Consider the following 13,037-nt stretch of genomic DNA (forward strand, 5'->3'; position numbering starts at 1 on the left):
CCCAGTATCAACGAAAGGACGTGCCCGCCATGGGCATCAGCAGGCCACCCACCGTCGACTGGACACTCGTCCGCGACTTCACCGCAACACTCGATCTTCCCATCGGACTACCCCTTCCCGGCACAGCGGAATGGTGTGCCGCCGAACGCGACGACAAGATCTTCTCCCTCATCGTTGCCGGCAACCGATGGGCTCTGGAGGAGAACATCACCCAGATTCACCGCCGACGTGCCGCCGAGAAGGATGCGGCCATCGAGGTCTCACAGTCATTGCTGTGGGGCAAGGTTGGCCGGCGGATCGCCGAGCGCGACAAGTTCCTCGCAGAGAACGCCGACTGGGCAGACCGACGAAAGGCTGCATCGTGACCGACGACGAGTTCTTCTCCACGACAGAACAACTGAAAACCATCCGAGGATGGGCGCACGCCCGATACGCGGCGGCGTGGGCCGTCCTTGTCCAAGTGCTGCTGCGTGTGTCGGCTTCGACTGAACCAAATGTCCAGCTACCGGGAGTGATCGGCGGCCGAGCATCCCTGAACCTGTTCGGCGTTTTCGTATCGCCCTCCGGCGGCGGTAAGGGGATCTCGGACAAGGTGGCCCGCCTCGCGTGGCCGGCATCCATCGAGGAGCGTCCCAGCGGCTCAGGTGAGGGCATCGCGGCGACATTCATGCCCCCGAAGCGCGAAGGTGTCGAGCGAATCACGCGGGCGGTCATCAGCGTCCCCGAGATCGACACCCTGGCAGGTCAGGCCTCCCGCCAGGGCAGCACGATCCTCGGCCAGTTGAAAGCCGCAGCGATGGGTGAACTCATCGGCCAGGGCAACGCATCCGAGGCGACCACTCGGATCGTTCAGGCACACACCTACAGACTATGCATGTCGATCGGAGCCCAGCCCGCGCACACCGGCGTGATCTTCGATGACACCACCGGAGGCACCCCGCAGCGCATGTTGTGGGCAATGACTATTGACCCGGACATGCCTGCCGACGCTCCAGCCGATCCCGAGAGCCTCGATACGCGGCTACCGATCTGGACACCGGACGCCCACGGTGTCGTGGAGATCGCGTACGGGCCGGCCGAGATCCGCGAGCAGATTATTGCCGCCCATATCGCCCGCCAGCGAGGGGAGGCCGACGCCCTCGACGGGCACGCGATGTTGACTCGGTGCAAGGTCGCCGCCACCCTGGCGATACTTCACCACCGTTCGGTCGTTTCCGATCTCGATTGGGCGCTGTCGGCGAAGGTCATGGAATACAGCAACCGCACCCGCGACTGGGTCGTCGCCGAGTCCAAGAAGGTCGCTCGACAGAAGGTCCGCGACCGAGCGATGGCGCGGGCGGCTGGCGACGAGATCATCTCAGACCGCCGACTCGACCGCGCAAAAGCGGGAATCCTGCGGTGGCTCGAACGAGACGGCGAACTCTCCAAGCGAGACCTGCGCCCCAAGCTCAAGGCCGACATCCGAGACCAGTTCACCACGGCGCTCGCCGAGTTGGTCGCCGACGGCCTCATCCTCGAACGTGCTGTGCCAAATGGATCAAAGTACCGACTTTCGCAGGTACACGCTGTACCCGACGTACAGCCCCCATCTGCGCAGGTCACAGACGCTGTACCAGATGTACAGCGTGTACCGGAACCGGCCACGAAAACGGAGACGACAGTGACTCAGGGAACGTGCTCGCGATGCTTCATCCACATGCCGCTCGACCCCGTCACCGGCGTCTGCGAGGAATGTGCCGACCCAGCCCATCACGTCGCCGAGAAGGCCCCCGAACGACCGATGCACGTCGTGCACAGCGGGAAAAACAGCACCGACGCCCATCTCGATCGCCGATTCGCTCTCGACTACAAAGCCCCGAATGGATTCTCCTCGGAGGCGTCGTGAGATCGCGCCGCTATGGCGAACCTCGAGTACGGGTGACCAACGACGCCAAGTGGTGCATCCGTCTCGATTGCGGCGAACTCGGCGCGTTCGAACTCAAAGCCGACGAAGCCGCGCAACTGGTTACCGATCTGACCGCAGCACTCAACCAACGAGCCACACCCACACGAAACGGAACAACACGACCATGGCACTGAACAACGAGCAAATCCAGCGATCATCGGCAGCACTGCTGGAGGTGCTGTCCTACATCCGCTCGATGCATTGCGGGTTCGAATACCGCGAACTGATGGACACCACCGACACCGACCCGATGGATTTGGCCAAGGCCGGCGTCGTGATCGGTGAGATGGCGCTGTCACTCGGAGTAGGGGACGCCGAGTTCGAACACCGCATCAGCCAGTTGCAGAAGACTGCGCTGACCCTCGCCTCGCGAGGAGGTGACGATGACTGACCAGATCGGCAGCCAGGTCGGCCACCGCAACGACCCCCGCGGCGTTCTGGCCTTCGAGCACCTGCCCGACGACATGCAGAAAGCTGAGGATTCGACTGCGGTCGCTGACCGCGACAACTGGCCGCACCGCGCCTCGAGCAACTGGCTCGTCCCGCCCTACATGGACCGGCCTGCCACCGACACCGAACGCGCCCTACTCGCACACCTCGGCTACGAGCTGCCCGACGAGCTGACCACACGGGTCCGCAACACCGGCACCCGCCATCGGTCCTGGCCCCAACTACCCGACACCGAACCACAAGGAGAGTCCTGAAAAAATGGCTGACACGACCACTGAGACAACCCCGCTCGATGATGTCGGCGACAGCGCCGACGCCCCCGTTCCCGGCGAGCAGCAGCCTCCCGAGGAACAGAACCCGAACGCTGAGGCCGCCCGCTACCGGGTGCGGCTGCGGGAGACCGAAGCCCAACTGGCCACCACCACCGAACACCTGGCCCGTTTCCAACGGCAGGCTGCCGAACGCACAGTCGCCGACGTCCTCGACGACCCCGCCGACCTGTGGGCCATCGGGCAGGTCGACCTCACCGAGTTCATCAACGCCGACACCGGCGACCTCGACGAGACCGCACTACTGGGGGCCGCGTCCGCACTGGTCGATCAGCGACCCAAACTCGGCAAGAACTACCAGCAATTCGGTTCCGGCCTGCCTCAGCACCGCAACTGGGGGCAAGGCGGAGGCGTCCCCTCCCAGAATGTCGGATGGGATTCGGTCATAGGTAACCGATAGACTCGTGGGTGACGGTCGGAGAGCCGGTAGGACCGAACCGACCGTCACCGACACGGGCCAGCCGCCCACCCGATGCCTCCAGGCGAGACACGGAAAACACCTTCCCTGTATCTCGTTGCGCCACCAGCGCACTCGCCTAGGAGGCATTTCTCATGGCTGTCGTAGCCGACTACAACCCCATCGTTCCCGAACAGCGGGTCCTCGACCTCATCATCAAACCGTTGGTCACCAACTCGATCGCCGGCCAAGTCCTGACCGAGGTCATCACCGACTCCCACGACTGGCGCATCCCGATCGTCAACACCGACCCCACCGCCTCGTGGACCGCCGAAGGCGCCGAAATCTCAGCCACCGACGCCGACATCGACGAGTTGACCGTCACCCCCAAGAAACTGGCCGCGCTCTCGGTCATCTCCAACGAGCTGGCCAACGACTCGAACCCGGCCGCCGCCAACGTCATCGGCGAAGGCATCGTCCGCGACCTCACCCGCAAAGTCGACCAGGCCCTGTTCGCCACCTCCGCAATCACCAACGGACCGGCCTACACCCTGGGCACCCAGTCCGGCGTGTCGACAGTGTCAGCCGGCGCCGCCTACACCACCATCGACGCCTTCTCCGACGCCGTCTACGTGGCCGCCGACAACAACGCCGTCATCACCCACTGGGTCACCAACCCCGCCACCGCGAAGACCTTGGCGAAAGTGAAAGAGCAGACCGGCAGCAACAAACCACTGCTCGGGGCTGACCCCACCAGCCCGGGTCAACGCCAGATCCTCGGCGTCCCTCTGCTCACCAGCCCGTACGTTCCGACCACCGACAACGTCGTGTGGGGCATCTCGAAAATGTACGGCTACATGGTGATCCGCGAAAAGGCCGAGGTCGAAGCCGACAACAGCGTGTTCTTCACCAGCGACCGCGTCGCAGTGCGCGCCAAGGTCCGTGTCGGGTTCGGATTCCCCGCACCCCTGACCATGGTCAAGATCACCACCACCGCCTGATGGCACCGGTCAACGACATCGCGGCGCTACCCGAGATCGTCACCGTCGAAGTCACCCCCGGCGTACTCATCTACCACGACGGGCACCACCGGGACGGCATCGTCGACAACATCCCGACAGCGACCGCCCTGCACTGGGCCAAACAGCGCTACATCACCTGCTTCTACCCGAAGCCACCCAACAACTGAACACCAAGACCAGGCAGCGCACGGCGTCAAACCCGACTACTCCGAACATCTTCCGGGCAAGGCGTAGCCACGACCATCACTGTGAGATGCGAGCCACGACCTGCGCCAGCGCTGCCACCCCTCACCCCACCATCAGGAGAACACCATGCCGAAACAACCTGAACCCGGATACATCCGCCTCAACCCCGACGACGGCCACAGCGTCAGCTTCCCCGACACCACCAAAGGCACCGACACCCCCGTCGAGTTCGCAGCACACGCCCTCGGCGTACCCACCTGGGGAGTCGACGCAGCCAACGCCATCATCGACGCCGCCACCAACCTCCCCGGATTCGGCCTCATCTCCGGATTCGCAGACGGCGGACCAGTCGGCGACACCACACCTGCCCGACCACACGACGATCCACCAGCCACCGCCGAAGAACAGCTCGACGACATCATCGACCACAACCCACACCTGGAGCGCCACTACCCCCGACGACGGCGCAGCAGCCGAGACGCCGCCCTCGCACGAGCACGCCGAACACCACACCAAACCAGTGCCGCGCAACCCCCGGCACCGCAGCCCCAGCAACCAGGCCGCGTCAAGCTCCACGTCTCCGACTACACCATCGTCAACAAGACCGGACGACCCATCGACGTCAAGTTCGAAAAGAAGTAGCAGCAATGCCCCGAGCACCACGACAGTGCCAAGGACACAACGGCCGGTGCGGAAACCTCATCCGCACCGGCCGCTACTGCCCCGACTGCACCCGCCAGAAAGCCTGGGCCGGCCCACGCACCGCCAGCAGCGAAGTCCACTCCACCACCCGCTTCAAACGACTCCGCACCCGCATACTCGACCGCGACCACCACCAATGCCAGCTACGCGGACCACACTGCCTCGGACACGCCACCGACGTCGACCACATCATCAAAGTCGCCAGCGCACCCGACCGCGCCTACGACCCCACCAACCTGCAATCAGCCTGCCGGCCCTGCCACAACCAGAAAACCCGCGCCGAACGCGACCACTGACCCCATGGGCACCACCCCCTCCCCCCACCGACACACACCATCCCGCGAAGCTCTGCGAATTTTGGTCCGTACGGTCTGGAAGATCTCAGCATCCCGACCCTTTCTCTCACCCTGTTAAGGGGTCGTCAGCGGAGCAAGTGTGATGTGTTAGATCGCGTGCGAAAACGGTGGAACCGGCGCCGTCGAAACTCGTTGCGTTCGAGGACTCTACGATACGTCTTGCCGTGCCCTAGGTGACACACCAGCTCAACGCGATCATCGCCTGTGAGCAGCTGGGCGTCGACCAGCAAGTTCTTCGTCGAGTGTCCTTCGATGATCCAGTAGTCATCGGGCGGGTGTGGCAGGTCGAGGACGTTTGACATCCCGTTCAGCGCCGCGTTCTCGCCCCTCACAAACAGGCTGCGAATCCGCGTCGGTTCCCTTCCGACATTCTCTATGGTGATGGAAACGACTAACGGCAGGTTTCCCAGTCTGTATCCGGATGTCACGAGCTTGTCCGTGAATGCTGCACTGACCCGCGTTGTCGGGCCGGTGCGCCGGCCGTCGTGCCACTTGGACAGAGCTTGATAGGCGCTAAGGATCAACGCAGCCGCGGCGATGACTGCGGTAACGACGGTAATCCAAGTCGGCGTTCCCTTATTGACTACGTTTACGACCGTGTCGGCCAGGTATGTCTTCACAAGAGTCAACAATGCACTGTCGATTGGAAGGGTTCGAGGATAGATTCATGAGCCGTGAAGATCACGGATTTCATTGCGGCCCGTCTCGACGATGAGGCTGACTACATCGCCGGTATCAAGGTGTCGCAGGCAGAGTTCCCGCCGCAGGGGGACGTGGCTTCGTACGCCCTTGGGGCGGTTCGCCAGCATGAGTCGACGCGCCGGATGATCGACGACATGATGGCGTCAGGGGGTGTTGAGGTTCCGGATGATGCGGAGCGTGCCGTCCTCTGTCGGGTCGTGGCGTCTCGTTGGTCCGATCATCCTGACTTCCAGGCTGAGTGGCTGTGGCGCGGCACTCGGATCAGATCGGAGTGAGCCCGCAGTCGGCCCGCAGCAGATCAAGCACGGCCCGACACCAGCCAACCCCGCCAACGCCACGACATGCATTAACCATGTGCATCCAGCACGCGCCAACACGGCAAACGCCCAGGTAACGGCGTTCGGGACGAAGAGGTCGTGGGTTCGAATCCCGCCACCCCGACGCTAGGTTGAGATAGCAGAAGAAGCCCTGACCAGGAGAGATCCGGTCAGGGCTTCCTCGTTTTCGATACCAGTGAGGTGATCGTGCCGGCCAGCGGCACGTTCACCTCACTCGGCTCGGGGTGAGCCGTCAGGCATCCGCCGATGGATTGGCGTTGGTGCCGCCGTCGGACACCTCGAAGTTCTTCCACTCGCCGTTGTCGAACACCTGCATGGCCACGCCCAGCTGGTCGTCGGGGGCCTCCACGGTCTTCAACCAGTCGTAGGCGCCGGTCGCGTCGGAGAACTCCTTGGTGTCGATGACATCGCCGTCGGCGTTGACCACTCGATACTGCGCCATGCTCGTACTCCTATCGATCTCGGGTGCTTCCCGTCGGCGCGATGTTCACGCCGCACCGCGTTCCGGCGGGTACCCGGGTGCGCGGACCCTCAACCATCACGCCGGCACCATGTCCGGCGCCGACGTCGGCGCCGGGGTGTATTTCTCCCGGTGGATGTTGCGGCCGGGCATGCGGCGCCGTTTGCAGGCCTTCACCCCGGCATCGACCATGGCGGGCGGACCACACAGGTACGCCGAGTAGCCCCGCAGGGAGTCGAAGTCGGCGAGCACGACGTCGCCGACGTAGCCGTGCCGGCCGAACCCGTCGTCACGACTCAGGCACGGGGTGTAGCGCAGCCCCGGATGCCGTTCGGTCAGCGTCTCCCAGAACTCCACGTTGTAGAGGTCGGACCGATGACGGACGCCGTGATACAGATGGATCTCGCGTTCGGGGTCGAGTTCGAGTGCGTGACGTGCGATCGACTTGAGCGGTGCCAACCCGGTGCCACCGGCCAGCAGGATCATCGGCGCATCCGCCTCGGTGTCGTGCACGAAATCGCCCCACGGGCCGCGCATCTCGATCCGGTGGCCCTGATCGAGCGAGTCGAAGATCCACCGATCGGTGGCCACACCGTCGGGTACCCGGCGGACATGGAACTCTAGACGGTCGGCGCTGCTGGGGGGATTGGCCATCGAGTACTGACGGATATGACCGATGCCGGGCACGGTCACCTCGATGTACTGACCCGCCGAGAAGTCCAGTGGCTCATCGATGCCCACGGTGAGTTCGAGCGTGTCGTCGGCGATCTCGCGCACCTCGTGCACGACGCCGCTCAGGTCGCGCAGTGGATGGCCGGGCCCGGACCCGGCACCGCGCGGAACCTCGATCCGTGCATCCGATGTCGGCGACGATTGGCAGGCGAGGACGAATCCATCGGCCTGCTCGTCGGCGCCGAGCACCGTTTCCGACACGGCCGGCTGCTCGACGTCGCCGGACAACACTTTCACCTTGCAGGTTCCGCACGTGCCCTGGTTGCACGAGTTCGGCAGGTAGACGCCGCTGCGCAGGAACGCGTCCAGCAGGCGCTGTCCGGGAGCGCATGCCACGCTCCGCGGATCCGGGCCGGTCACCTCGACGGTGTGTGACGACATCGTCACACCTCCCACGTCGTGTGCAACGACGTCGGACCACGAAATCCCCATCCCCAGAACTCCACGTCGCCGGCGGTGTCGCGTTCGAGATTCGGGATCGAGTCGAACAGCTTTTCGAGGCCGATCCGGCACACGTGGTTGGCGAAGTAGATTCCCGCGCACGCGTGGTTGCCCGCCCCGAACGCGAGGTGGGGAAGCGGCGGCCGTGACAGGTCGTACTCCGAGGGCGCCTCGTACACCGAGTGGTCGTGGTTGGCCGACCCGTAGGACATCAGGACCACCGAACCCTCTGGCAGCGACACTCCCGCGACCTCGACGTCGGCGGTGCTGATCCGGGCGGTCGCCGACCAGATCGGCGACGTCCACCGCATTCCCTCGGAGATCGCCCGCGGGATCAGTCCCGGTTCGTCGACCACCTGTTCCATCTGATCGGGCCGGGTGAACAGGCCGACCAGGGTCGACGCCATCGCGTGGCCGGGTTCCTGCATCGCGCCGAGCAGATAGACGAACAGGGTGGGGTAGATGTAGTCACGCTCGCGGGTCTGCCCCTCGGGCATACCGTCGTGCAGCCAATGGCTGATGGCGCTGTCGTCGGGGTTCTCGATCCAGTTGTCGATCAGCGGGTCGACGATGGCCCGGATCTCCGCTTTCGCCTCGTCACCCTCGCGGAAACCGTCCGGGTTGGTGAACTCCCCGTTCTCGTCGACGCCCGCGTTGGTGAACGACCGCGACAGCTTGTGGAACCACTCGCGCAGCTTGTCCGAACTCACCGACTGCAGACCGAGCAGATCGCCGAGTGCCCGCACCGACACCGGCTCGCAGTACTGCGCGACGAGTTCGGCGCTGCCCTCGTCCTCGAACGTCTCGAGATAGCGGCGTGCGATCGGTCGCACCAGGTCGTCGATCCATCGGTCCACCTCCTGCGGCTGCAGCGCCGGGTCGACCATCGAGCGGAGATCCTTGTGGATTTCGCCGTTGACCCCGATCACCGCCGGGTGGCCGAAGGTGCGCCCGCCGGCCTTGGTGATGATCGCCTCGAAGTCGCCTCTGGTGGCGATCTCCCGGCAGATCTCCGCGGTGCTCGCCACGTAGGAACCCAGAACCGGGACGTAGGCCAGCGGCGCCTCGCTGCGCAGCCGTTCGTAGACGGGGTAGGGATTGCGCTCCAGTTCGGTCATGGTGATGTCGTCGAGCCAGGACACGGTTGCGGTCATCAGCTTCTCCTCGTCGAAGGTCGGCCCGGGGGCCAGGTGTCGACAGACGCTATGCGCAGGTGTGGCGATTGATCGATACCGTTCACGCGGCCCCGAGACGGATCGCGCGATCAAGTTGTGATGTGCATCGCATATCGGGGGTTCCATGCGGTAGAACACAAAGACCATGTCCACATCCGAGCAGCCCGTGGGAACCCGGGATTGGGATACAGCGCACCGGGCGGTCGCCGATGTTTATTTCCCGCACGAACTCCGTGCGTTGGACGAACGCGACGAGGTCGACCTGACCTTGCGCACGGTCGAACTCGGGGGCGTCACCATCGGTCGACTCACCTGGGGTGCCGCGGTCTCGATCGAATGCGACTATCCCGGTGCCTACGAGGTCAATGTGCCCATTTCGGGGCGGCTGCACTCGCGGGGGCACCACGACGAATTGGTCTCCGCGCCAGGTCAGGGCACCATCTTCACCGCGGACCAGCCGTCGTTGATCACTCGGTGGACCGCGGACTGTCAGGTGCTCGGCGTGAAGTTCGACGCCGAGCACCTCGAACGCGAGGCCGATCGGATTCGCGTGGCACCGATCCGTCGGCGCCTGTCGCTGCCGCCCCAGATCGACGTCTCCACCGACGCCGGCGCCTCGTGGCTGTCGCTGGTGACCGCGTTGTCGGCGCAGGCCCGCGAGCCGGTCGACCTCTTGGCCAACCCGCTGGTCGGCCCTCAACTGGCCAGCGCGGTGACCACTGCTTTCCTGCTGGCGGTGACCCCGGACTCCGCCGACCCCGACCACCAGATGCGACCGGGCATGGTGAAACGGGTGCTCGACGCGTTGCACGACGACCCGGGACGGCCCTGGACGTTGGCGGAGATGGCGGCGATCGGCGGAACCAGCGTGCGTCGGTTGCAGGAGGCGTTCGCACAATTCGTGGAGAGCTCGCCGACGAGGGCGCTCACCGACATTCGGCTCGATCGCGCACACGCCGACCTGGAGCGCGCCGAGGGCACCGTCGCCGACGCCGCCGCGCGCTGGGGGTTCAGCAGCCCGAGCCGTTTCGCCGCTGCCTACCGCCGCAGATACGGCGCGAGTCCCGCGCAGACGTTGCGAGGTCTGCGCGGGACTCGGCAGCCGGATTGAGTCAGACGGTCCGCCAGGTGGCCACGGCCCATATGATGACCAGGTCGATCGCGATCACCAGGATCGACCACCACGGAAAGTACGGCAGCCACAGGAAATTGATGATGATCGACAATGACGCGATGCAAATCGCGCCCACCCGCGCCCAGGCGGCGCCGGTGAACATCCCGATCGCGATCGCGATTGCGATGATGGACAGCACGATGTGGATCCAGCCCCAGGCCGTCAGGTTCAGCTGGTAGACGTACTCGGGTCCGACGACGAACAGGTCGTCTTTGGCGACCGCCGAGATGCCCTGCAGCAGTTCGAGGATGCCGCCGACGAGCAAGAGGATGGCCGCGCCGATGACGCCGACGGCCGCGAATCCCTGTTGGACTCGATGATCGGAGTGTTGAGTGGTCATGACGGTTCGCTTTCTCTCGATGGGTCGGGAGTGATGTCAGGTGACCTCATCGTGATCGTGGTCGCGACGGTGTGTGGTCCGCATCATCCGTTGTGGGTGATTGCGTGAAAGGTGAACGAGGGCGAGTCTTTCGTTCTGCGAACGAGATTGGGGTACATCATGAGTCTTTCTGCTCGACTGCTGCACACCCGCTGGGTGGTGCGAGCGCCCATCGTCGTGTTCCGGGCACATCTGGGCTTCGTGTTCGGCGGTCGGATGTTGTTGCTCGAACATGTCGGCCGTAGCTCCGGCGAGCCGCGCTATGTGGTGCTCGAAGCGGTGGAGCGTCCGAGTCCGGATCGAGTGGTCATCGCATCGGGCTTCGGCAGGACATCACAGTGGTTCAAGAACCTGCAGGCAGAACCGAACTGTCGCGTCTCCATCGGTCGGCGCCACCGCGTTCGGGCCGTGGCGCGGGTGGTCGATGCTGCCGAAAGGGCCGAGATCGTCGCCCGTTATCGGCGTGATCACCCGAAGGCGTACGCCAAATTGTCCGGCGTCATCGAGGAATCGATCGGTAAGACCATCGATAAGGTGCCCTACGTCGAGCTGACGATGAGCTGACTCAGCAACCGAGTTGGTCGGCCAGGTCGCACAAATCAGTGGCGTGTACGTCGTTGTCGGCGGAACCGGTGTCGTCCTTCTCCTCGCCGCCCCACTCCAGTGGCCGTTCGACGAAGGCGGTGCGCAGGCCGAAAGATCGGGCCGCATCCAGATCACCTTGGTGCGTGGCGACCATCATCACCTCGGCCGGCTCCACTTCGAACAATGCGGCAAGGCCGCAGTAGGTTTCCCGTGCCGGCTTGTAGTGACCCCACAGATCCGAACCGCCCACGAAGTCCCAGTCGAATCCGTTGTGTCTGGCCATGTCGGTCAGCAGCGCGACGGTGCCATTGCTCAGGGCGCAGACGACGAAGCGTCCCTTGAGCCGGCGGATCCCCGGCGCCGCATCGGGCCAACCGGGGATGGTGCGCCAGGCGCGCACCAGCGATGTCGACGCGGCTTCGGTGAGGGCGACGCCGAACTGGTCGGCCACCTCGTGCAGCGTCTCGGTATGCAAGTCGTCGAGCCGTCGCCAGCCGATTTCGCCGGATTCCACCCGAGCCAAGATGGGGCCGTAGCGACGGCGCCACTCCCGCGCGAATGCACCCGCGTCGAGGCCGGGGATCGTCGCCCGGACCGCGCCGGAGATGCCGGTGAACCAATCGGTGACGGTGCCGAAGGTGTCGAAGGCCAGGACCCGGACGCCGTCCACCGGGGACCGGGTCACGTGGGTTCGGAGGCCAGCTGCGGCAGCGAATGATCCTCGGCGAACGCGGCGTCGCCGTGCGAGACCGGGGTGAGCGTCAACAGGCTCGCCTCTGGCCGGCAGCAGAACCGCGCAGGTGCATATGGCGACGTTCCGAGACCAGCACTGACGTGCAGTTTCATCGACGTACCCCAGTTGGAGACACCCTTGACGCGGGAGCGATCCAGCTCGCAATTGGTGACCAGGGCCCCGACGAACGGCAGGCACAGCTGACCGCCGTGCGTGTGACCGGCCATGACCAGGTCGTAACCGTCGGCGGCGAACCGGTCCAACACGCGCGGTTCGGGAGAGTGGGTCAACCCCAGCCGCAGATGCGCCAGCGGGTTGGGACGGCCGGCGACGGTCTCGTAGCGGTCGCGTTCGATGTGCGGGTCGTCGACGCCGGCCGCCACCACGCGCACCCCGCCGACCTCGAGTTCGCGGACCGTGTGCGTGGCGTCAAGCCAGCCGCGCTCGGTGAACGCCGCACGCAGATCCTGCCAGGGCAGCGGCTGGCCGAACGACCGGGTGTGGTCGGTCTTGAAGTATTGGAACGGGTTCTTGGGCTTCGGACCGAAGTAGTCGTTGGAGCCGAACACGAACAGCCCGGGCCGCGACAGCAGGCCACCGAGCGACTGGATCACCGACGGCACCGCCTGCGGATGGGCGAGGTTGTCGCCGGTGTTGATCACCAGGTCCGGCTCCAGCGCCTCCAGCTCGGACACCCACGCCTGCTTGAGGCGCTGGTTGGGCATCATGTGCAGGTCGCTGATGTGCAGGACGCGCAGCGGCGCGGCGCCCGGCTCCAGCACGGCGAGCGTGTTGTGCCGCAACGTGAATGCGTTGCGCTCGATCACCGTCGAATAGAAGAGACCCGCAGCCGCCAGACCGGCCAGACCCCCGAGTGTCGGGGCAGCCGCGACGCGGCGGGTGAGGGCGTTGTCGAGGTGAGCCATTCACC

The 13,037-nt window shown here is 65.1% G+C and carries 19 protein-coding genes; 12 read left to right on the forward strand and 7 right to left on the reverse strand.

Annotated elements, in window-relative coordinates; all coding sequences use genetic code 11:
• The first annotated feature begins 29 nt into the window (after nucleotides 1-29).
• The 9 genes from VX037_RS18110 to VX037_RS18150 all read left to right on the forward strand — a co-directional run bounded on the left by VX037_RS18110 (nucleotide 30) and on the right by VX037_RS18150 (nucleotide 5,327).
• Nucleotides 30-365 carry a DUF2742 domain-containing protein gene (locus VX037_RS18110; RefSeq protein WP_328715236.1) on the forward strand — a complete coding sequence of 112 codons (336 nt, stop codon included), beginning with the start codon at nucleotides 30-32 and terminating at the stop codon, nucleotides 363-365.
• On the forward strand, nucleotides 362-1,885 hold the full coding sequence (locus tag VX037_RS18115) for a hypothetical protein (protein WP_328715239.1): 1,524 nt from the start codon (nucleotides 362-364) through the stop codon (nucleotides 1,883-1,885). Before VX037_RS18110 ends, VX037_RS18115 begins: the two co-directional genes overlap by 4 nt.
• A gap of 184 nt (nucleotides 1,886-2,069) precedes the next feature.
• Nucleotides 2,070-2,336, forward strand: a complete 267-nt coding sequence (locus VX037_RS18120) for a hypothetical protein (RefSeq protein WP_328715241.1) — start codon at nucleotides 2,070-2,072, stop codon at nucleotides 2,334-2,336.
• On the forward strand, nucleotides 2,329-2,649 hold the full coding sequence (locus VX037_RS18125) for a hypothetical protein (RefSeq protein ID WP_328715243.1): 321 nt from the start codon (nucleotides 2,329-2,331) through the stop codon (nucleotides 2,647-2,649). Before VX037_RS18120 ends, VX037_RS18125 begins: the two co-directional genes overlap by 8 nt.
• A gap of 4 nt (nucleotides 2,650-2,653) precedes the next feature.
• Nucleotides 2,654-3,124: a hypothetical protein gene (locus VX037_RS18130; RefSeq protein ID WP_328715245.1), complete on the forward strand. Its 471-nt coding sequence runs from the start codon at nucleotides 2,654-2,656 to the stop codon at nucleotides 3,122-3,124.
• A 152-nt stretch (nucleotides 3,125-3,276) separates the two neighbouring features.
• Nucleotides 3,277-4,122: a phage major capsid protein gene (locus VX037_RS18135; RefSeq protein ID WP_328715247.1), complete on the forward strand. Its 846-nt coding sequence runs from the start codon at nucleotides 3,277-3,279 to the stop codon at nucleotides 4,120-4,122.
• Nucleotides 4,122-4,310 (forward strand): hypothetical protein, encoded by a 189-nt coding sequence (locus VX037_RS18140; RefSeq protein WP_328715249.1) that lies wholly within the window; start codon nucleotides 4,122-4,124, stop codon nucleotides 4,308-4,310. The genes VX037_RS18135 and VX037_RS18140 overlap by 1 nt, the downstream gene beginning before the upstream one ends.
• Nucleotides 4,311-4,455: 145 nt before the next feature.
• On the forward strand, nucleotides 4,456-4,971 hold the full coding sequence (locus VX037_RS18145; protein WP_328715251.1) for a hypothetical protein: 516 nt from the start codon (nucleotides 4,456-4,458) through the stop codon (nucleotides 4,969-4,971).
• Nucleotides 4,972-4,976: 5 nt separating this feature from the next.
• A complete protein-coding gene (locus VX037_RS18150) occupies nucleotides 4,977-5,327 on the forward strand; it encodes an HNH endonuclease (protein ID WP_328715253.1) in 351 nt (116 codons plus the stop codon).
• A 125-nt stretch (nucleotides 5,328-5,452) separates the two neighbouring features.
• On the opposite strand, the gene VX037_RS18155 is transcribed toward VX037_RS18150, so the two are convergent.
• Nucleotides 5,453-6,007, reverse strand: a complete 555-nt coding sequence (locus VX037_RS18155; RefSeq protein ID WP_328715255.1) for a hypothetical protein — start codon at nucleotides 6,005-6,007, stop codon at nucleotides 5,453-5,455.
• A 54-nt stretch (nucleotides 6,008-6,061) separates the two neighbouring features.
• Between VX037_RS18155 and VX037_RS18160 the strand changes: the two genes are divergently transcribed.
• Entirely contained in the window at nucleotides 6,062-6,364 is a 303-nt protein-coding gene (locus VX037_RS18160; protein ID WP_328715257.1) for a hypothetical protein, read from the forward strand.
• Nucleotides 6,365-6,659: 295 nt separating this feature from the next.
• On the opposite strand, the gene VX037_RS18165 is transcribed toward VX037_RS18160, so the two are convergent.
• The 3 genes from VX037_RS18165 to VX037_RS18175 form a co-directional block, all read right to left on the reverse strand.
• Nucleotides 6,660-6,869: a hypothetical protein gene (locus tag VX037_RS18165; protein WP_235721746.1), complete on the reverse strand. Its 210-nt coding sequence runs from the start codon at nucleotides 6,867-6,869 to the stop codon at nucleotides 6,660-6,662.
• Between the two features lie 96 nt (nucleotides 6,870-6,965).
• Nucleotides 6,966-8,000: a 2Fe-2S iron-sulfur cluster-binding protein gene (locus tag VX037_RS18170; protein WP_287016592.1), complete on the reverse strand. Its 1,035-nt coding sequence runs from the start codon at nucleotides 7,998-8,000 to the stop codon at nucleotides 6,966-6,968.
• 2 nt (nucleotides 8,001-8,002) lie between these two features.
• Nucleotides 8,003-9,214 carry a cytochrome P450 gene (locus VX037_RS18175; protein WP_328715259.1) on the reverse strand — a complete coding sequence of 404 codons (1,212 nt, stop codon included), beginning with the start codon at nucleotides 9,212-9,214 and terminating at the stop codon, nucleotides 8,003-8,005.
• A 166-nt stretch (nucleotides 9,215-9,380) separates the two neighbouring features.
• Between VX037_RS18175 and VX037_RS18180 the strand changes: the two genes are divergently transcribed.
• Complete coding sequence (locus VX037_RS18180) at nucleotides 9,381-10,346, forward strand: AraC family transcriptional regulator (RefSeq protein ID WP_287016590.1); 966 nt, start codon at nucleotides 9,381-9,383, stop codon at nucleotides 10,344-10,346.
• 1 nt (nucleotide 10,347) lies between these two features.
• On the opposite strand, the gene VX037_RS18185 is transcribed toward VX037_RS18180, so the two are convergent.
• A complete protein-coding gene (locus VX037_RS18185; protein ID WP_235721750.1) occupies nucleotides 10,348-10,749 on the reverse strand; it encodes a DUF7144 family membrane protein in 402 nt (133 codons plus the stop codon).
• Nucleotides 10,750-10,908: 159 nt separating this feature from the next.
• Here VX037_RS18185 and VX037_RS18190 point away from each other — a divergent pair, with 159 nt between their 5' ends.
• Complete coding sequence (locus VX037_RS18190; RefSeq protein ID WP_287016589.1) at nucleotides 10,909-11,352, forward strand: nitroreductase family deazaflavin-dependent oxidoreductase; 444 nt, start codon at nucleotides 10,909-10,911, stop codon at nucleotides 11,350-11,352.
• 1 nt (nucleotide 11,353) lies between these two features.
• On the opposite strand, the gene VX037_RS18195 is transcribed toward VX037_RS18190, so the two are convergent.
• Together VX037_RS18195 and VX037_RS18200 are read right to left on the reverse strand one after the other, a co-directional pair.
• On the reverse strand, nucleotides 11,354-12,058 hold the full coding sequence (locus VX037_RS18195; RefSeq protein ID WP_287016588.1) for a haloacid dehalogenase type II: 705 nt from the start codon (nucleotides 12,056-12,058) through the stop codon (nucleotides 11,354-11,356).
• On the reverse strand, nucleotides 12,055-13,032 hold the full coding sequence (locus VX037_RS18200) for a metallophosphoesterase (RefSeq protein ID WP_235721753.1): 978 nt from the start codon (nucleotides 13,030-13,032) through the stop codon (nucleotides 12,055-12,057). The genes VX037_RS18195 and VX037_RS18200 overlap by 4 nt, the downstream gene beginning before the upstream one ends.
• Nucleotides 13,033-13,037: the final 5 nt, after the last annotated feature.

Source organism: Gordonia sp. Z-3, from assembly GCF_036233855.1.
Lineage (GTDB): Bacteria > Actinomycetota > Actinomycetes > Mycobacteriales > Mycobacteriaceae > Gordonia > Gordonia tangerina.

Bases quoted from the DNA above. Each gene is read 5' to 3' on its own strand.
- VX037_RS18140 (WP_328715249.1), top strand. From the start codon at position 4,122: ATGGCACCGGTCAACGACATCGCGGCGCTACCCGAGATCGTCACCGTC.
- VX037_RS18110 (WP_328715236.1), top strand. From the start codon at position 30: ATGGGCATCAGCAGGCCACCCACCGTCGACTGGACACTCGTCCGCGAC.
- VX037_RS18170 (WP_287016592.1), bottom strand. From the start codon at position 8,000: ATGTCGTCACACACCGTCGAGGTGACCGGCCCGGATCCGCGGAGCGTG.
- VX037_RS18175 (WP_328715259.1), bottom strand. From the start codon at position 9,214: ATGACCGCAACCGTGTCCTGGCTCGACGACATCACCATGACCGAACTG.
- VX037_RS18190 (WP_287016589.1), top strand. From the start codon at position 10,909: ATGAGTCTTTCTGCTCGACTGCTGCACACCCGCTGGGTGGTGCGAGCG.
- VX037_RS18125 (WP_328715243.1), top strand. From the start codon at position 2,329: ATGACTGACCAGATCGGCAGCCAGGTCGGCCACCGCAACGACCCCCGC.
- VX037_RS18150 (WP_328715253.1), top strand. From the start codon at position 4,977: ATGCCCCGAGCACCACGACAGTGCCAAGGACACAACGGCCGGTGCGGA.
- VX037_RS18130 (WP_328715245.1), top strand. From the start codon at position 2,654: ATGGCTGACACGACCACTGAGACAACCCCGCTCGATGATGTCGGCGAC.
- VX037_RS18200 (WP_235721753.1), bottom strand. From the start codon at position 13,032: ATGGCTCACCTCGACAACGCCCTCACCCGCCGCGTCGCGGCTGCCCCG.
- VX037_RS18135 (WP_328715247.1), top strand. From the start codon at position 3,277: ATGGCTGTCGTAGCCGACTACAACCCCATCGTTCCCGAACAGCGGGTC.
- VX037_RS18145 (WP_328715251.1), top strand. From the start codon at position 4,456: ATGCCGAAACAACCTGAACCCGGATACATCCGCCTCAACCCCGACGAC.
- VX037_RS18165 (WP_235721746.1), bottom strand. From the start codon at position 6,869: ATGGCGCAGTATCGAGTGGTCAACGCCGACGGCGATGTCATCGACACC.
- VX037_RS18185 (WP_235721750.1), bottom strand. From the start codon at position 10,749: ATGACCACTCAACACTCCGATCATCGAGTCCAACAGGGATTCGCGGCC.
- VX037_RS18120 (WP_328715241.1), top strand. From the start codon at position 2,070: ATGGCACTGAACAACGAGCAAATCCAGCGATCATCGGCAGCACTGCTG.
- VX037_RS18180 (WP_287016590.1), top strand. From the start codon at position 9,381: ATGTCCACATCCGAGCAGCCCGTGGGAACCCGGGATTGGGATACAGCG.